This is a genomic window from Micromonospora sp. HK10 (genome assembly GCF_000982955.1).
Classification (GTDB): domain Bacteria; phylum Actinomycetota; class Actinomycetes; order Mycobacteriales; family Micromonosporaceae; genus Micromonospora.
Map to the genome: position 1 here is coordinate 1 of NZ_KQ058690.1, position 17,141 is coordinate 17,141.

The 17,141-nt window shown below is 74.3% G+C and carries 16 protein-coding genes; 9 read left to right on the forward strand and 7 right to left on the reverse strand.

All coding sequences use genetic code 11. The features are described from left to right. The coding region (locus LQ51_RS04155; protein WP_046563308.1) for a GAF domain-containing protein at positions 1–1,164 on the reverse strand (1,164 nt) is incomplete at its 3' end. Between the two features lie 306 nt (positions 1,165–1,470). Between LQ51_RS04155 and LQ51_RS04160 the strand changes: the two genes are divergently transcribed. The 6 genes from LQ51_RS04160 (at position 1,471) to LQ51_RS04185 (ending at position 8,024) form a co-directional block, all read left to right on the forward strand. Continuing rightward, positions 1,471–2,136 carry a response regulator transcription factor gene (locus LQ51_RS04160; protein ID WP_046563309.1) on the forward strand — a complete coding sequence of 222 codons (666 nt, stop codon included), beginning with the start codon at positions 1,471–1,473 and terminating at the stop codon, positions 2,134–2,136. Beyond that, positions 2,133–3,185, forward strand: a complete 1,053-nt coding sequence (locus LQ51_RS04165) for a sensor histidine kinase (protein ID WP_046563310.1) — start codon at positions 2,133–2,135, stop codon at positions 3,183–3,185. Before LQ51_RS04160 ends, LQ51_RS04165 begins: the two co-directional genes overlap by 4 nt. 101 nt (positions 3,186–3,286) lie before the next feature. Beyond that, the gene (locus tag LQ51_RS04170; protein WP_046563311.1) at positions 3,287–5,503 is read left to right on the forward strand and encodes a pyridoxal-phosphate dependent enzyme; all 2,217 of its coding nucleotides are present in this window, start codon (positions 3,287–3,289) and stop codon (positions 5,501–5,503) included. Next, entirely contained in the window at positions 5,500–6,636 is a 1,137-nt protein-coding gene (locus LQ51_RS04175; protein WP_046563312.1) for a D-alanine--D-alanine ligase family protein, read from the forward strand. Before LQ51_RS04170 ends, LQ51_RS04175 begins: the two co-directional genes overlap by 4 nt. Then, positions 6,633–7,268 (forward strand): M15 family metallopeptidase, encoded by a 636-nt coding sequence (locus LQ51_RS04180; protein WP_046563313.1) that lies wholly within the window; start codon positions 6,633–6,635, stop codon positions 7,266–7,268. The genes LQ51_RS04175 and LQ51_RS04180 overlap by 4 nt, the downstream gene beginning before the upstream one ends. 81 nt (positions 7,269–7,349) lie before the next feature. Then, positions 7,350–8,024, forward strand: a complete 675-nt coding sequence (locus LQ51_RS04185; protein ID WP_046563314.1) for an RlpA-like double-psi beta-barrel domain-containing protein — start codon at positions 7,350–7,352, stop codon at positions 8,022–8,024. A 67-nt stretch (positions 8,025–8,091) separates the two neighbouring features. Here the strand turns inward: LQ51_RS04185 and LQ51_RS04190 are convergent, their stop codons facing one another. The 5 genes from LQ51_RS04190 to LQ51_RS04210 form a co-directional block, all read right to left on the reverse strand. Beyond that, a complete protein-coding gene (locus tag LQ51_RS04190) occupies positions 8,092–9,081 on the reverse strand; it encodes an ABC transporter permease (RefSeq protein WP_046563315.1) in 990 nt (329 codons plus the stop codon). Beyond that, complete coding sequence (locus LQ51_RS04195) at positions 9,078–9,968, reverse strand: ABC transporter ATP-binding protein (protein WP_046563316.1); 891 nt, start codon at positions 9,966–9,968, stop codon at positions 9,078–9,080. The genes LQ51_RS04190 and LQ51_RS04195 overlap by 4 nt, the downstream gene beginning before the upstream one ends. Before the next feature lie 11 nt (positions 9,969–9,979). After that, positions 9,980–10,396, reverse strand: coding sequence for a GntR family transcriptional regulator (locus LQ51_RS04200; RefSeq protein WP_046563317.1), 417 nt, complete (start codon positions 10,394–10,396; stop codon positions 9,980–9,982). Positions 10,397–10,692: 296 nt separating this feature from the next. Then, entirely contained in the window at positions 10,693–11,964 is a 1,272-nt protein-coding gene (gene gabT / locus LQ51_RS04205; RefSeq protein ID WP_046563318.1) for a 4-aminobutyrate--2-oxoglutarate transaminase, read from the reverse strand. 63 nt (positions 11,965–12,027) lie between these two features. After that, positions 12,028–13,464: a gamma-aminobutyraldehyde dehydrogenase gene (locus LQ51_RS04210; RefSeq protein ID WP_046563319.1), complete on the reverse strand. Its 1,437-nt coding sequence runs from the start codon at positions 13,462–13,464 to the stop codon at positions 12,028–12,030. 141 nt (positions 13,465–13,605) lie between these two features. Between LQ51_RS04210 and LQ51_RS04215 the strand changes: the two genes are divergently transcribed. After that, positions 13,606–15,045: an aldehyde dehydrogenase family protein gene (locus LQ51_RS04215; RefSeq protein WP_046563320.1), complete on the forward strand. Its 1,440-nt coding sequence runs from the start codon at positions 13,606–13,608 to the stop codon at positions 15,043–15,045. A 4-nt stretch (positions 15,046–15,049) separates the two neighbouring features. Here the strand turns inward: LQ51_RS04215 and LQ51_RS04220 are convergent, their stop codons facing one another. After that, the gene (locus LQ51_RS04220; protein WP_046563321.1) at positions 15,050–16,282 is read right to left on the reverse strand and encodes an SUKH-3 domain-containing protein; all 1,233 of its coding nucleotides are present in this window, start codon (positions 16,280–16,282) and stop codon (positions 15,050–15,052) included. Positions 16,283–16,361: 79 nt separating this feature from the next. Here LQ51_RS04220 and LQ51_RS04225 point away from each other — a divergent pair, with 79 nt between their 5' ends. After that, entirely contained in the window at positions 16,362–16,775 is a 414-nt protein-coding gene (locus tag LQ51_RS04225; protein WP_046563335.1) for a YbaB/EbfC family nucleoid-associated protein, read from the forward strand. 4 nt (positions 16,776–16,779) lie between these two features. Then, complete coding sequence (locus LQ51_RS04230) at positions 16,780–17,136, forward strand: hypothetical protein (RefSeq protein WP_046563322.1); 357 nt, start codon at positions 16,780–16,782, stop codon at positions 17,134–17,136. Positions 17,137–17,141 lie beyond the last annotated feature (5 nt).

Below are 17,141 nucleotides of genomic sequence, written 5' to 3' on the forward strand. Positions count from 1 at the left end.
CTGCCAGGCGGTGAGGTCGCCGGCGCCGGCGGGCGTGGCGGTCCAGGCCGCGAGCAGCCCGGCGTCGGCGGTGGCCAGCACGGCCGCGCGGAGCTGGCCGTCGAGCAGCCGGCGCAGTCGCGCCACTCCCGGCGCGTCCGACCCGGGCAGCAGGGGACCGGCGTACGCCTGGAGCGCCCCCGCCGGGTCGCCGCGTTCCAGCAGCTCGGTGACGGTACGGAAGTCGGCGCGCACGGCCGGCCGCAGCCGGTACGGGCGGGAGTCGAGGACGTCCTCGCCGAGTGCCCGGCGCAGCCGGGACAGTTCGGCGCGCAGGGTGACCGGGTGCAGCCGGTCGTCGCCGTACAGGTCGAGGCCGAGTTGCTCGCCGGTGCGCCCCTCCGGGTGTTCGGTCAGCAGCACCAGCAGTTCGCTGTGCCGGCGGCCGAGCCGGATCCGCCGGCCGCCGATGCGCAGCTGGGCCTCGTCCCGGCCGAGCGCGGCGACGTGCAGCACGTCCGGCTCGGCGGGTGCCGCGCCGGCCAGCAGGAACGCCTCGGCGGCGCGGGCGGTGGCCCGGACCAGGGCCAGGCTCTGCGGGGTGGCCAGGTGGTCGCCCCCGGTGATGTCGACGGCGCCGAGCAGCCGCCCGCTGATCGGGTCGTGGATCGGCGCGGCGGCGCAGGTCCAGCGCTGCACCGGCCGGACGAAGTGCTCGGTCGCGAAGATCTGCACGCTGTGGTCGACGGCGAGGGCGGTGCCGGGCGCGTTGGTGCCGGCGTGTGCCTCGTCCCAGCGCGCGCCGGGCACGAAGTTCATCCGCTCGGCGTGCCGGAGCACCCCGGGGTGCCCGTCCACCCAGAGCAGCCGCCCGTACGCGTCGCAGACCGCCATGAGGTGCGCGCCGTCCTGGGCGATGCCGCCGAGCAGGTCGCGGAAGAGCGGCAGCACGCGGGCCAGCGGATGCCCGGCCCGGTAGCTCTCCAGCGCGTCGTCGGCGAGGTCGACCGGGGCGGTGGTCTCCGGGTCGAGCAGCGCGGACCGCTCCCAGGACCGGCGGACCACGTCGCGGACCCGCTCGGGCGTGGTGCCGGCGGTGAGGAACGCCTCGTGGGCGGCACCGACCTGCGCGATCCGCTCGGCCGGATCGGCGCCGAACTCCAGGGCGAGCCACGGGTCGGTCATCGGCGACCTCCTCGCGCCCATGGTGACCCAGGTCACCGCTGATCGCCAACCGGCGCCGGGCCCGTCTCACCGCGAATCCCGGACCCTGGTCCCGGAGGCAGTGATCCGGCTCACCCGGGCGGCTCGCACCGGGCCCCTGCGGCGGGACGAACGCCGCAGCCGGCGCACTGGGTGACACCCTTTCCGAGCTGGGGTTGTTCCGGCCCCGCTGGAGTGGAGGATGGCTGCGGCGGCGCTTACGGAACCCTTATCTCCGGCCTGGGACCGTAGGTGGCACGGACGAGGAGCACGGGGGAGCGGAGCGCGGTGCGGGTACTGGTGGCGGACGACGAGCGGTTGCTGGCGGACACGGTCGCCGAAGGGCTGCGTCGGTTCTCGATGGCGGTCGACGTCTGCTACGACGGGGACGGCGCGCTGGAACGGATCGGGGTCAACCGGTACGACGTGGCCGTGCTGGACCGGGACATGCCCGGCGCCACCGGCGACGAGGTCTGCCGCAGCCTCGCCGGCTCCGCGGCAGGCACCCGGGTGCTGCTGCTCACCGCGGCCGCCGGGATCCGGGACCGGGTGATGGGGCTCGGGCTCGGCGCCGACGACTACCTGACCAAGCCGTTCGCCTTCGCCGAACTGGTGGCCCGGGTGCAGGCGCTGGGCCGGCGGTCCGCCCCGGCGGTGCCCCCGGTGCTGGAGCGGCACGGGGTGGTGCTCGACGTGGCCCGGCACACGGTAAGCCGGGACGGGCGGGCGCTGGGCCTGAGCCCCAAGGAGTTCGCCGTCCTGCACGTGCTGATGCGGGCCGGTGGCGGCGTGGTCAGCGCCGAGGAACTGCTGGAACAGGCCTGGGACGAGTTCGCCGACCCGTTCACCAACGCGGTCCGGGTCACCGTGATGACGTTGCGCAAGAAGCTCGGCCAGCCGTCGGTCATCCACACGGTGCCGAAGGCCGGTTACCGGATCGGCGAGCCAGCGTGAGCCCCCGCCGCCGGGTCCTGCTGGTCGGGGTGCTCGCGCTGCTCGCCGGGTTCCTGCTGCCCAACCTGGTCAAGTGGCTGCTCGAACTGGTGTGGTGGCGGGCCCAGCAGTTCTGCGGGCTGGCCACGATCGGCGCGGTGTGCGAACCGGCCCGCCCGTTCGTGCCGCTGCTGCCCCTGCTCACCGAGCTGGCGCTGCTGGTGGCCGTCGGGGTCGCGGTGTGGGCGGGGGCCCGCTGGTGCCTGCGCCCGGTGCGCGACCTCGCCGACCCGATCGCCAACCTCGGCCCGCAGAACCTCGGCTACCGGATCCGCCGTCCGGGCCGCGACGAGCTGGCCCGGCTCTCCCGGGCGATCGACGACATGATGGACCGGGTCACCGCCGGCTACGAGGGGCAGCGGCGGTTCGCCGCGAACGCCTCGCACGAGCTGCGTACGCCGCTGGCGGTGCAGCGGACCCTGATCGAGGTGGGCATGGCCCAGTCGCTCACCGGCGAACAGCTCGACCTGCTCACCGCCCAACTGCTGGCCACCAACGAGCGTAACGAGCGGCTCATCGAAGGGCTGCTCGCGCTCAGCGAGAGCGACCAGGGGCTGCGCTCCGCGACCCCGCAGCGCCTCGACGAGATCGTCGGCACCGTGCTGGCCGCGTACGCGGACCGCGCCGCCCAGGCCGGGGTCACGGTGGAGAGCCAGCTGGCGCCGCGACTCGTGCCGGGCGAGCGGGTGCTGCTGGAGCGCCTGGTCACGAACCTGGTGGAGAACGGGATCAAGTACAACCGGCCGGGCGGTCGGCTCACCGTCACGGTCGGCGGGAACCCGGCGCTCACCGTGGTCAACACCGGCCAGACCGTGCCGGGCGAGGCGGTCGCCGGGCTCTTCGAACCGTTCCGGCGCCTGGCCCGGGACCGGACCAACCAGGGCGGCGGGGCCGGGCTCGGCCTGGCCATCGCCCGCTCGATCACCCAGGCGCACGGCGGCATCATCGCCGCCCGGCCGGGCGAGGACGGCGGCCTACGGGTCGACGTCCAGCTACCCGCCCTGACCTGACCCACCCCGCACCACCCTCCGGGAGTCGCCGACACGGCCTCCCGCGATGACCCCTGCCCCGAAACGACCGACGGCGTGCGACGCCGGGAGAGGAGACCGCGGTGCCGACCCGTACCGATCAATCCGGGCCGCCGGCCGGCCGGCTGCTCTGGGCCGACGTGGCCAAGGGCGCCTGCATCATCCTCGTGGTGCTCTGGCACGTCATCGTCAAGCACTACCTGCAGATCGACTGGCGGCTCGACCTGCCGCTGCCGGGCGCCTGGGGGCTGTTCGGCGAGCAACTGCTCCCGCTGCGGATGCCGCTCTTCTTCACCATCTCCGGGATCTTCGCGGCGCACGCGGTGGTCCGGCCGTGGCGGGTCGCGACCCGCCCCCGGATCGCCCGCAACCTCTACCTCTACGCCACCTGGCTGCTCATCCACACCGCCCTGCTGGCCCTCGCACCGGGCTTCCCCACCGACCGCGCCACCAGCCTCGGCGGCCTGCTCGCCCAGCTCACCGTCACCCCTTCCAATCTCTGGTACCTGTACGCCCTGGCGCTCTACTTCGCGTTGGCCAAGGCGCTGCGCCGGCTCCACCCGGCGGTGCTGCTGGCCGGCGCGGGCGTGCTCTCCGCGCTCGCGGCGACCGGCCTGCTGGACGGTCCCGGCAACCGCGGGCAGGTCTACCAGAACCTGGTGTTCTTCCTGGCCGGCGTGCACGCGCGGGGACACCTTCAGCGCTGGGCGGCGAGCGCCACCGCGCGCCGGCTCGCCGCGGTCGGTGCCGCGTACGCCGCCGTGCTGGCCGGCATGGCGCTGGCCGGGGCCGCGGGCTGGCCGGGGGTGCGGCTGCTGGTGTCGGCCGTCGCGGTGGCGTTCGGCCTCACCGCGGCGGCCCGGCTGGCGAAGCTTCCGGTGGTCGGGGCGGCGCTGGCCCGGCTCGGCCGCCGCACCCTGCCGATCTACGTGCTGCACATGCCGGTGCTGGCGCTGCTGCACCGGTTCCTCGCCGGCCCGGTCGCCGAGCTGAACGGACCGGGGCGGCTGCTGCTGGCGGCCGGCTATCCGGCCCTGCTCACCGCGGTGGTGCTGGTGCTCAGCCTGGCCGTCCACTGCGGACTCACCGCCGCCGGCGCGCGCTGGATCTTCGACCTGCCCGGCCGCGCGCGGGCAGACCACCTGCCCCGCCCCGCGCCGGTGGACCACGACCTGCCCCGCCCCGCGCGGGCGGACCACGACCCAGAAGGAGAAAGCATGTCCCGCAGCCACGCCCCGGCCCTGCCGGACCGGGCCAGCGTCGAGGAGGCCGCCCGGTGGCTGTCCGGCCGGGTGGTGCGTACCCCCGTGCTGAACAGCCCGGCGATCGACCGGCTGGCCGGCGCCCGGATCCTGCTGAAGGCGGAGAACCTCCAGACCGGGGGCTCCTACAAGATGCGCGGCGCGATGCTCGCGGTGGGTCGGCTCGCCGCCGCCGGCCACCACGGGGTGGTGGCGCAGAGCACCGGCAACCACGCGGTGGCGGTGGCCCTCGCCGCCCGCCGGCACGGCCTGGCCGCGACCGTGGTGCTGCCGGTCGACGCCGCGCCGGTCAAGGTGGCCCGGGCCCGGGCGGCCGGGGCGCGGGTCGTCCTGGCCGGCACCAGCGTCGAGGAGCGGCTGGCCGCCGCCCGCCAGGTCGCCGACACCGCCGGTCACCCGCTGGTCGACGCGTACGACCACCCGGACGTGGTGGCCGGGCAGGGCAGCGCCAGCCTGGAGCTGATCGAGGAGGCGGCGCGCGCCGGCACCCCGCTGGACGCGCTCGTGGTGCCGGTGGGCGGGGGCGGCGGCGTGGCCGGGGCCTGCCTGGCCGCCGCCGGCACCCCGATCGAGGTGTACGGCGTCGAGCCGGTCGGCTGCGACTCGCTGGCCCGCAGCCTCGCCGCCGGCCGGCCCACCCCGGTCGTGCCGGCCGCCACCATCGCCGACGGGCTCCGCCCGGGCTGCGTCGGGGAGCTGCCGTTCGCGGTGGCGCGGGACACCGTGCGGGGCGTCGTCCGGGTCGACGACGACGCGATCGCCGAGGCGTTCCGGCTGCTGCTGCTGGAGCTGAAGGTGCTCGTCGAGCCGTCCGGCGCGGCCGGGCTGGCCGGCGCGCTGCGGCTCGCCGCATGGCCGGTCGACCCCGGCTACCTCGGCGGCGCGCTGCGGCCGGACGACCCCGACGGCGGGCGAACAGAGCGGTACCGGACGGTCGGCGTGGTGCTGACCGGCGGGAACGTCGAGGCGGAACTGGTCGCCCGGTTGACGGCCGGGGTCGTCGCCGACCGGGCACGGATGGAAGGGGTGGCGGCGTGAGTGGTGCTGCGGTACGGATCGGTGTCCTGTTCGGTGGCCCGTCGGCGGAGCACGAGGTCTCCTGCGCCTCGGCGCTCGGCGTGGCCCGGGCCCTGGCCGAGCGGGGACACCAGGTGGTCGCGCTCGGGATCGACCGGGACGGGACGCTGCGGCTGGTGCCGGAGCCGGTGCTCGCGGGGCACCTCGCGAGCGTGGCCGCCGGGCGGGCCATCGACGACCGGCTGCCGGTGACCGGGCCGCCCGTCGAGCTGCGCCGCGGCAGCCGTGCCGGCACGGTCGCGGTCACCGCCGCCGACGCGCCGGCCAGCCGGTACGTCGAGCTGGACGTGGCCTTCCCGGTGCTGCACGGCCCGTACGGCGAGGACGGCGTGGTGCAGGGGCTGCTCGAATCGCTCGGCGTGCCGTACGTCGGGTGCGGCATCCTCTCCTCCGCCGTGGGGATGGACAAGGTGGCAATGAAGCGGGCGCTGCGGGCCGAGGGCGTGCCCACCACCCCGCACGTCTGGTTCGACGCCGCGACCTGGCGGGCCGCCGAGGACCCGGAGAAGCTGGTCGTCGGGCTGCGCTGGCCGCTGTTCGTCAAGCCGGCCCGGATGGGCTCCTCGATCGGGATCTCCCGGGTGGCCGAGGGCGACGATCTGGTGGCGGCGGTCGAGGAGGCGCTCCGGCACGACCAGGTGGTGCTGGTCGAGCAGGGGGTGACCGGCCGCGAGTTGGAGTGCGGCGTGCTGGGTGGCTGGCGTCCGGAGGCGTCGGCGGTCGGCGAGGTCCGGGTCACCGGCGGCTGGTTCGACTACCGGCAGAAGTACTTCGGCGACGCCGATCCGATGATCGTGCCGGCGCAGCTGCCCGCCGAGATCACCGAGCGAATCCGCGAGCTGTCGGTCCGGGCCTTCACGGCGATCGGCGGCTGGGGCCTGGCCCGGGTCGATTTCCTCTACGACGAGACGGCCGGCGAGGTGTTCGTCAACGAGCTGAACACGCTGCCCGGCTTCACGGCGCACTCCATGTACCCGAAGGTGTGGGCGGCGTCCGGCGTCGACTATCCCGAGGTGGTGGACCGCCTGGTGGCGCTCGCCTTCGCGCGGCACGCGGCCCGGCCGGGCGTACGCCCCGCTGGTGGTGCGGCATGATCCTGCTCTCCGATCCCCGGGTCGCCGCGGTGTCCAGCCGGGACGACGGCGACCCGCTGGTCGACCTGCGGGACCTGCCGGAGCTGCGGCTGGACGGCCGGGCCGCCGACCCGGCCGGGGCGTACGCCCGGGTGCGGCGCGGGGTCGCGGACCGGTTGCTGGCCGCGCAGCGCGCGCTGCCGGGCGGCCTGCGCCTGCTCGTCGTCGAGGGGTACCGGCCGTACCGGTCGCAGCTGGACATCTTCACCGGCTACCGGGACGAGTTGCGCCGGCGCTATCCGGACTGGTCGCCGGAGCGGCTGCACCGGGAGACCACCAAGTTCGTCTCGCCGGTCGAGGTGGCGCCGCACAGCACCGGCGGGGCCGTGGACCTCACCCTCTGTGACGCCGACGGCATCGAGCTGGACATGGGCACGGCGCTTGACGCCACCCCGGAGGAGAGCGCCGACGCCTGCTTCACCGCGGCCCGGCACATCCCGGTGAGCGCGTGGCGGAACCGGCAGGTCCTGGTGGCCGCGCTGAGCGGGGCGGGGCTGGTGAACTACCCGACCGAGTGGTGGCACTGGTCCTACGGCGACCGGTACTGGGCGCTGCTCAGCGGAGCGCCGCACACCCGTTACGGTCCGTTGTGATTCGTAGGCCCGACTGAACGGTCCGGCCGTCCCGTCCGTACCAGGCGTCGAACGGGACCACCGGACGACGGGAGTGACAACGTGAAGGTGCAACGCAGGCACGTGCTGGCGGCGACCGTGGCGCTGGCCGCCTCGGCGGTCGTCGCGGTGGGTACGGGGATGGGGTTCGCGGAGACCGCCCCGCCCGCGCGGTCGGCCTGTGCGGGGTCGGTGACCTTCTCGGCGGAGGGCGGCGCGCCGGCGGCGACCAGCGACCGGTTCCCGGTGGGCACCCGGCTGCGGGTGACGAACCTGGACAACGGCCGGGCCGCGACCGTCACGGTGACCGGCCCGTCGGGCAGCTGCGTGCTGCTCAACGCGGCCGCCATGGACCTGGTCCGCGAGCCGGGCAAGAACGTGATCCGGCGCAACGTGGTGGAACGCCTGGACGCCGCGGCGCCCGGCGGCGGCACACCGGCCGGCGAGGACATCCGTCCGGGCCGGGCCCAGCCGGCGGCGCGCCCGCCGGCGGCCGGCAGCGTCTGCGCCGGGGCGATCACCTTCTCGGCCGAGGGCGGCGCGCCGGCGGCCACCAGCGGGCAGTTCCCGGTCGGCACCCGGCTGCGGGTGACCAACCTGGACAACGGCAAGGTCGCGACCGTCACGGTGACCGGCCCGTCGGGCAGCTGTGTGCTGCTCAACGCCGCGGCCATGGACCTGATCCGGGAGCCCGGCAAGAACCTGGTCCGGCGCAACACGGTGGAGCTGCTGCGCTGACCGCCGGCCGGTGCCGGGTGGACCGCCGAGGGCCGACGCGCCCTGGCGATCCACCCGGCCGAGCCGCTCAGGCGATCCGGCGGAGCCGGCGTACGGCGAGGTAGAGCAGGAGGGCGGCGAGGGCGACGAAGATGCCGGTCTCGATCCACTGGAACAGCCAGAACCGGTCCGCCGGCTGGTACAGCTCCCAGTTGTAGGCGCCGGGCTCGGCGCCGAGCTCGGCCCCGCACCGGTGACCGTCCGGTCCCTTGCCGCCCGGCGGGCACATGATCCGGGTGTCGGCCGCCACCATCCGCCCGTCCGGGTTACGCACGCCGCTGGCGAGGATCCAGTTGCCCCGGCCCTCCTGCAGCGGTTCGGCCCCCTCGATCGGGAAGGTGCGGGTCCGGGCGGCCTGGTAGTGCGGCCTGGCCAGGATCGCCACCGCCGCCCGGACCCCGATGAACGCGGCCAGGGTGACGCCCATGGCGGGCAGCATCCGGCGCCAGAGCGTGCCGGCGAAGACGCCGAGCGCCACCGCGAAGAGGGTGTAGCCGATCGGGGCGATGCCCTGCAGGTCGAAGACGATGAAGCCGAGCCGGCCCTCGTGCGCGGCCTGGGTCAACGGGCTGACCCACCAGGCCATGCCCAGTCCGTAGCCGATCGCCAGGGTCACCGTGACCGCGACGACCAAGCCGAACTTCACCAGGGCCCACCGGGTCCGGCCGACGCCCTGGGTCCAGGCGAACCGGTGCGTGCCGTGCTCCACCTCCCGGGCGACCAGCGGGGCGCCCCAGAACAGGCCGACGAGCACCGGCAGGACGACGAGCAGGACCGCCACCAGGTTCAGGCTGGCGTACCGGTTGGTGAACTGGCGGAACGACGACTCGCAGCCGTTCGCGGTGACCGGGTCGACCGTCGAGCGCGCGAGCTGGTCGACGCAGTCGGGCAGCCCGAGCTCGGTGAAGCTGTGCCGCATCGACAGGCCGATCGGGACCATGAGGGCCGCCAGCGCGGCGAACCCGAGGAGGGTGAAGAGCAGCTGCTTGCGGTGCTGCCGCCAGGCCAGCCAGATCATGCCGGCACCTCCCAGGCCGCGTGGCTCGTGGTGGTCTCACCCTCGGCGAGGTACGCCAGCACAAGGTCCTCCAGCGTCACGTCGTGCACGGTCCACTCCGGGGAGAGGACCTCGCCGCTCGTCCGGACCAGCAGCGTCGACTGCCGGGCGGTGTGACTCGCCCGCACCACGGCGTCGACCCCCTCGATCGGTTCGCCGTCGTGCCGGGGCCCGACCAGCTGCCGGTGTGCGGCGACCAGGTCGTCGACCGCGCCCGCCAGGTGCACCCGGGCGGCCTGCAGCACGACCAGGTAGTCGCAGACCCGCTCCAGGTCGGCCAGCAGATGCGAGGAGAGCAGCACGGTGGTCTCGGACTCGGCGACGCTGCCCATCAGCGACTGCAGGAACTCCCGGCGCGCCAGTGGATCGAGGCTGGCGACCGGTTCGTCCAGGAGCAGCAGCCGGGGCCGCTTCGCGAGGGCGAGCGCCAGCGCGACCTGCGCCCGCTGGCCGCCGGAGAGCTTGCCGACGGGCAGCTTCGGCGGGATGCCGAGCTGGGCCAGCCGGTTGCGGGCGAGCGCCCCGTCCCAGCTCCGGTTCATCCGGCGGCCCGCCTCCACCAGCTCGGCCGCGGTGAAGTCCCGGTAGAGCGGGGTGTCCTGGGCGACGAAGCCGATCCCGGGCAGCACCGACGGGTTGGCGTACGGCGCTTCGCCGAAGATCCGCACCGCGCCGGCGTCCGGCCGCAGCAGGCCTACCGCGAGGTGCAGCAGGGTGCTCTTGCCGGCACCGTTCGGGCCGACGAGGGCGGCGATCCGCCCGGCGGGCAGGCGCAGCGAGCAGTCCCGCAGCGCCCAGGTTCTTCCGTACCGTTTGCCGAGCTGCTCGGCCTCCAGCGCGATCTCCATCAGCTGTCCTCTCATCCTGCTGAGGCGGGTTCGGCACGCGTCGTGCCGGCGACGAGTGCGGCCCGCATGGTGGTCTCGACCAGGGCGGTGACGTCTTCCGGGGTGAGCCCGGCGGCGCGGGCGCGGTGCAGCCAGGCCACCAGCTCCTCGCGGAGCTCGGCCTGATCGGCCAAGGCGGGGCCGGCGAGCGTCCGGCGGACGAAGGTGCCGACGCCGGGGCGCCCCTCGACCAGACCTTCGATCTCCAGCTCGCGGTACGCCTTGAGCACCGTGTTCGGGTTGATGGCCAGCGACTGCGCGACGTCGCGGACCTTCGGCAACTGGTCGCCAGCGGTCAGCAGCCCCACCCGCAGGGCCTGTTTGACCTGCTGGATCAGCTGCACATAGGTGTTCACCTTGGACCGGCCGTCCAGTACGAACTCGATCACGCGACGCCCTTCTATTGTCCTACGACAGTAGGACTATAGAACAGGATGGCGGCGGCCGGGACCCGCTGTGGAGGATCGGGCGTGTCGGAGGCAGGAGTCACCGGCTCAAGCCGGCGTGCGCCGGCGAGCTTCCTCGCTGCGGGGCGAGCGGATCGATGACGCCGGGCTGTGGCGACGTCCCCGCCTATCGCCGGGATCTGGCCGTGCGCAGGGGGACGGGCGGCCGGTGGACCACCATGGGCGCTACCTGGGGAGATTGGTGCCCATGGCGGTCCACGACCGGGAGCTGACCGGGGTCAGCCGAACGCGACGTCCAGGATGTCCAGACCCCGGGCCAGCTCGTCGTCGGAGATGACCAACGGCGGCAGGAAGCGCAGCACGTTGCCGTACGTGCCGCAGGTGAGGGTGAGCAGGCCGGCGGCGTGGCAGGCCGCCGAGACCGCCGCCGCGGCGGTCGGGTCCGGGGTCAGGGTGCCGGGCTGCACCAGCTCCACGGCGAGCATCGCGCCCCGGCCGCGCACCTCGGCGATCCGCGGATCACGGCCGGCCACCGCGCGCAGCCGGTCGGCCATGACCGCGCCGATCCGCCGGGCGGCGGCGGCCAGGTCCAGCTCGCGCATGGTCTCGATGGCGGCCAGCGCGGCCGCACAGGCGATCGGATTGCCCCCGTACGTGCCGCCGAGGCCACCGACGTGCACCGCGTCCATCAGCTCGGCCCGGCCGGTGACCGCCGCCAGCGGCAGGCCGCCGGCGATCCCCTTGGCCAGCGTGATCAGGTCCGGCTCGACGCCCTCGTGCTGGCAGGCGAACCAGTCGCCGGTGCGGCAGAACCCGGTCTGAATCTCGTCGGCGACGAAGACCACCCCGGCGCCGGTCGCCCACTCGCGCAGCGCCGGCAGGAAGCCCTCGGCCGGCACCACGAACCCGCCCTCACCCTGGATCGGCTCGATCAGCAGCGCCGCCACGTTCTCCGCGCCGACCTGCTTCTCGATCAGCTCGATGGCCCGGGCCGCCGCGGTCGCCCCGGCCAGGCCGCCGTCGCGCAGCGGGTACGACATCGGCACCCGGTAGATCTCCCCGGCGAACGGCCCGAACCGGTGCTTGTACGGCATGTTCTTCGCGGTCAGCGCCATGGTCAGGTTGGTCCGGCCGTGGTACGCGTGGTCGAAGACCACCACCGCCGGCCGCCCGGTCGCGTGCCGGGCGATCTTCACGGCGTTCTCCACCGCCTCGGCGCCCGAGTTGAACAGCGCCGAGCGCTTCTCGAAGCCGCCCGGGGTCAGTGCGTTGAGCTGCTCGCACACCGCCACGTACGACTCGTACGGGGCGACCATGAAGCAGGTGTGGGTGAAGCGCTCCACCTGCGCCCGCACCGCCTCGACCACCCGTGGGGCGGAATTGCCCACGTTCGCCACCGCGATGCCGGCGGCGAAGTCGATCCACTCGCGCCCGTCGACGTCGGTGATGGTGCCGCCACCGGCGCGGTCGACGTACGCGCTGATGGTGCTGCCCACGCCTCGGGCGACCGCGGCCCCGCGGCGCTTGTGCAGCTCGTCCGACGATGTCACTGGGCTGCTCTCCGTTCGCGACTGCGGGGCTCGCAGACCCGGCTCACTCCTCGCGCTCACCGGTCAGCCCTCGATGTTGTGCATGACGTGCTTGATCCGGGTGTAGTCCTCCAGGCTGTAGACCGAGAGGTCCTTGCCGTGCCCGGAGTGCTTGAAGCCGCCGTGCGGCATCTCGGAGACGAACGGGATGTGCGTGTTCACCCAGACGCAGCCGAAGTCGAGCCGGCGGGTCATCCGCATGGCCCGGCCGTGGTCCTTCGTCCACACCGACGCGGAGAGGCCGTAGTCGACGCCGTTGGCCCAGCGCACCGCCTCGTCCTCGGCGGAGAAGCGCTGCACGGTGATGACCGGGCCGAACACCTCGTCCTGGATGATCTCGTCGGGCTGCCGGACGCCCGACACGACGGTCGGGGCGTAGAAGTAGCCGCGCTCGCCGAGCTGGGCGCCGCCGGTCTCGACGCGCGCGTGGTCCGGCAGCCGGTCCACGAAGCCGCGTACCCGGGCCAGCTGGTTGGCGTTGTTCAGCGGGCCGTAGAGCACGTCCTCGTCGTCCGGGGCGCCGGTCTTCGTGTTCCGGGCCTGCTCGGCGAGGGCGGCCACGAAGTCGTCGTGGATGCCCGGCCCGGCCAGGACCCGGGTGGCGGCCGTGCAGTCCTGCCCGGCGTTGAAGTAGCCACCCACCGCGATGGCCTCGGCCGCCGCCGCCACGTCCGCGTCGTCGAAGATCACCACCGGGGCCTTGCCGCCGAGCTCCAGGTGGGTCCGCTTGAGATCGGGGGCGGCCGCCGCGGCGACCTCCATGCCGGCCCGGGTCGAGCCGGTGATCGAGACGAACTGCGGGGTCGGATGCGACACCAGCGCCCGGCCGGTGTCCCGGTCGCCGCAGACCACGTTGAACACGCCCGGCGGGAGGAACTCGGCGGCGATCTCGGCCAGCAGCAGCGTCGACACCGGGGTGGTGTCCGACGGCTTGAGCACCACCGTGTTGCCCGCCGCCAACGCCGGGGCGATCTTCCAGACCGCCATCATGAGCGGGTAGTTCCAGGGCGTGACCTGCGCGCAGACGCCGATCGGCTCGCGCCGCACGTACGAGGTGTGGCCCGCCATGTACTCGCCGGCCGAGCGGCCCTCCAGCAGGCGGGCCGCCCCGGCGAAGAAGCGGAACTGGTCCACCGCCGGGGGCAGCTCCTCGTCCGCGGTGAGCTGGCGCGGCTTGCCCGTGTTGCGGACCTCGGCGTCGACCAGCTCGGCGGCCCGGGCCTCCACCGCGTCCGCGAGCTTGAGCAGGGCCTTCTGCCGCTCGGCCGGGGTGGCGTCCCGCCAGCTCTCGAACGCGGTGGCGGCCGCCGTCATGGCCAGGTCCACATCCGCCGACCCGGAGACCGGCGCCTGGGCGAAGACCTCGCCGGTGCACGGGTCGATCAGGTCGGCGTAGCCGCCGTCCACCGGGTCGACGTACTCGCCGTTGACGAAGTTGCGCAGCTGTTGCCGATCGCTCATCAGAAGTCTCCGAAGGGTGGCCGGGGGTAGGGTCGGCGGAGGTTATCGCAATCTGACTGCCATCTTGGCCACTGAATTCGCGGCAGACAAGGGTTTGAGCAACTGTTTCCGCGCGAACGCGGGTGGACTACGCTGCCGATCGTGGAGCCGAGAGCCTTCTATGTCGCCGGCCGCCCCGCCCACGGCGCGGGCGAGCTGACCGTCACCCACCCGTACGACGGCCGCCCGGTGGGGCGTACCACCCTCGCCACGCCGGAGCAGGTCGAAGCCGCCGTCGCGGCAGCCGCCGGGGTGGCCGCGGCGGCCGCGGCCCTGCCCGCGCACGCCCGCGCGGCGGCGTTGGACCACGTCTCCCGGCGGCTCGCCGAACGGGCCGACGAGGCCGCCGCCCTCATCACCGCCGAGAACGGCAAGCCAATCAAGTGGGCGAAGGCGGAGGTCGGGCGGGCCGTCTCCACCTTCCGCTGGGCCGCCGAGGAGGCCCGGCGCTTCTCCGGCGAACTGCAGCGCCTGGACACCGACCCGGCGGCCACCGGACGGATCGCCCTGGTCCGGCGTGTGCCCCGCGGCCCGGTGCTGGGCATCGCGCCGTTCAACTTCCCGCTGAACCTCGTCGCGCACAAGGTCGCCCCCGCCCTCGCCGTCGGCGCGCCGATCGTGGTCAAGCCCGCCCCCGCCACCCCGCTCTCCGCGCTGCTGCTCGGCGAACTCCTGGCCGAGACCGCGCTGCCCGAGGGGATGTTCTCCGTCCTGCCGCTGCCCAACGAGCGCGCCGCCGAACTGGTCGCCGACCCCCGGCTGCCGGTGGTGTCGTTCACCGGCTCCGGGCCGGTCGGCACCGCCATCCGCCGCGCCGTGCCCGAAAAGCACGTGACCTTGGAACTGGGCGGCAACGCCGCGGCGGTGATCTGCGAAGACTGGAACTCCGACGCGGACCTGACCGCCGCCGCGCACCGGATCGCCACCTTCGCCAACTACCAGGCCGGGCAGTCCTGCATCGCCGTGCAGCGGGTCTACGTCCACGAGTGGATCTACGACGGCTTCCTGCCCCGGCTGGTCGCCGCCGTGCAGGAACTGCGCACCGGCGACCCGACCTCCGCACTCACCGACGTCGGGCCGTTGATCTCCGAGGACGCCGCGCGGCGGGTCGAGGAATGGGTGGACGAAGCGGTCACCGCCGGGGCCACCATCGAGGTCGGCGGGCGCCGGGACGGCGCCAGCTACCCGCCCACCGTCCTGTCCCGGGTGCCCTCGTCCGCCCGGGTCTGCCGCGAAGAGGTCTTCGGGCCGGTGCTGGTGGTCGCCCCGGTCACCGACGACCGGGCCGCGTTCGCCGCCGTCAACGACTCCGCGTACGGACTGCAGGCCGGCGTGTTCACCCACCGGCTGGACGTCGCGTTCGACGCCGCCCGGACCCTGGAGGTCGGTGGGGTGATCGTGGGCGACGTGCCGTCGTACCGGGCCGACCAGATGCCGTACGGTGGGGTGAAGGGCTCCGGCGTCGGCCGGGAAGGGCTGCGCAGCGCCATGGACGACTACACCGAGCCGCGGGTCATGGTGCTCACCGGGGTGGCGCTGTAACCGCTCACCAGGTGCCGTCGTCGCGTAACCGGGCGGGTGCCCGGCCGAGCAGCAGGGTGGTCAGCGCGGCGTCGATGTCCGCGCCGAGGAACCACTCGCCGGCCTGGTCCAGCGCGAAGACCCGGCCCCGCTCGTCGACCGCGATAATGCTGTCGCCGCGCTCGGTGCCCAGCGGAAACAGCCGTACGCCGAGCACCGCGCCGAAGTCGGCGAGCGTGTCGGCGGTGTGCGCGGCGCGCAGCGGATTGGTGGTGAAAGGGCTGATCCACACCTGCTGCCCCGGCCCCCGTCTCCGGGTCAGCAACGCGGGAAACGCGGTCAGGGCCCGCTCGGCCGCGAGGAGCGGCTCGTGGCGGTGGTGTCGCCCGGCGACCTGCCGGGTGTCGGTGATCGCGCCCATGGCCAGCGCCTCGTTGAAGATGCTGTCCTCCCAGCCTGCCTCGACCAGCGCATGGGAAACCTCGTCGGGAAAACGCCCCGGATGGACGGCGGGTGCCGGTTGCGGATGCCACGCCTCGGTGTAGGCCAGGTCGGACCAGGGCAGCGCGTGGAACCGCACCAGGAAATTGACGCACGAGTCGCACGGCAGCTCGGCTGAGCCGCCGGCCGGGTCACCGGCCTCCCGGATCCGGAAGAACTCGATGCGGGCAGCCCCGAGCAGCGCCTGCGCCTCCGCCAGGGTCAGGGCCGGGAGACCTTGGGCGGCGCGCTGATGATCGTGCTCGTGCAGCACGTCGGAGACAACGATCAGCTCGGCGTGGCGTTCCCCGCCCCGCACCAGCTGCCCGGGGGGCAGTTGGTCCAGATAGGCCCGAACCAGCGGATGGTGATGCAGCTCGATGTCGCCCTTCGCGCCGTGCGCCACGTGGGTCCGGCCGTCGAGGGTGAGATGCGCGGCTGCCCCGGGGATCGGCAGCCGGGTCAGCTCGCGGAGCAACTGGCTCGCCGGGTCGACCGTGCGGGGCGCGCGCGGCGCCGGCGAGCGCCGCTGACGGAACAGCTGCGCCACCGCCGGCAGCGGCAGGCGGGGCCAGCTGGAGACCTCGCCGGTCTCCTTGTCCACCACGGTCGCGGGCAGGTCGCCGGGGAGCGCCCGGGCCTCCCGAGCGACCCGGGACGTGATCAGGTAGCCGAGGTCGAACTCCTCGACCACCGGCGTGCAGGGGGACCCGAGGCGTTCGGAGTCGCGCCGCGCCCAGACGGCGGCGAGTTGTTCGGCCTGCTGTCGTTCGATCACGGACCGAAACTACCGGACCCCACGGATCCCGTGGCGCCCGGTATGGTCTCCCCTACCGACGGTGACGGAGGGAGTGGCGGTGGCCGAGAGCGCGGACCGGGACGCCAATCGCGCGCTGCGCGCGCGATTCGACGAGGTGTACGGCCAGTACCAGCGACTTCGGTCCGGACTGGACGAACTGCAGACCCGACTCGCCGAGCTTCGGGTGACCGAGCGCTCCGAGGACGGCCAGGTAACGGCGGTGGTCGGGGCCCGGGGCGAGCTGATCAGCGTCGAATTCACCCCCTCCGTCTTCCAGGACCGGGACGCCAAGGCGCTCGGCCGCAAGGTCACCGCCACGGTGGGGCGCGCCTCCGCCGCCGCTGTCGACGCCACCCGGGAGCTGGTCGCCGGTTATCTGCCACCCGGCTCACCGTCGGTGGAGTTCCTGCGTACCAATGACTTCGGTGCGCTGCTGGGCCGCGCGGACGCGGTCATGTCGCGCGGGGAGTGACCCGGTGGCCGAAGGGGAGATCTGGCTGGACCCGGAGCGGGCCCGCCGCGGCGGTGCCGACCTGACCGCGGCGGGCGAGGCGATCGGCGCGGCCCGGCGCGAGGCGGGCGGTGCCATCGCGGCGGCGAGCGCGGAGCGTCCGTGGGGCCGCGACGACATCGGCGCCGCCTTCGAGAAGCACTACCGGGGGTACGAGGAGACGCTGCTGCGGGCGTGGGAGCTGCTGGGCCGATCGGTGCAAGGACTGGGTGGCGAGGTCGTCCGGTCCGTGGTGTCCACCGTGGAGACCGATGGCGGCGCGTCGCGCCGGCTCGGCGATATCCTGCGCGGGCACCGATCCCCGCCTCGGCACTGGCGCTGACCCCC

What these genes read in the sequence shown, in the direction of transcription:
- LQ51_RS04180 (WP_046563313.1), top strand. Translation starts at nt 6,633, where the DNA reads ATGATCCTGCTCTCCGATCCCCGGGTCGCCGCGGTGTCCAGCCGGGAC.
- LQ51_RS04190 (WP_046563315.1), bottom strand. Translation starts at nt 9,081, where the DNA reads ATGATCTGGCTGGCCTGGCGGCAGCACCGCAAGCAGCTGCTCTTCACC.
- LQ51_RS04195 (WP_046563316.1), bottom strand. Translation starts at nt 9,968, where the DNA reads ATGGAGATCGCGCTGGAGGCCGAGCAGCTCGGCAAACGGTACGGAAGA.
- LQ51_RS04210 (WP_046563319.1), bottom strand. Translation starts at nt 13,464, where the DNA reads ATGAGCGATCGGCAACAGCTGCGCAACTTCGTCAACGGCGAGTACGTC.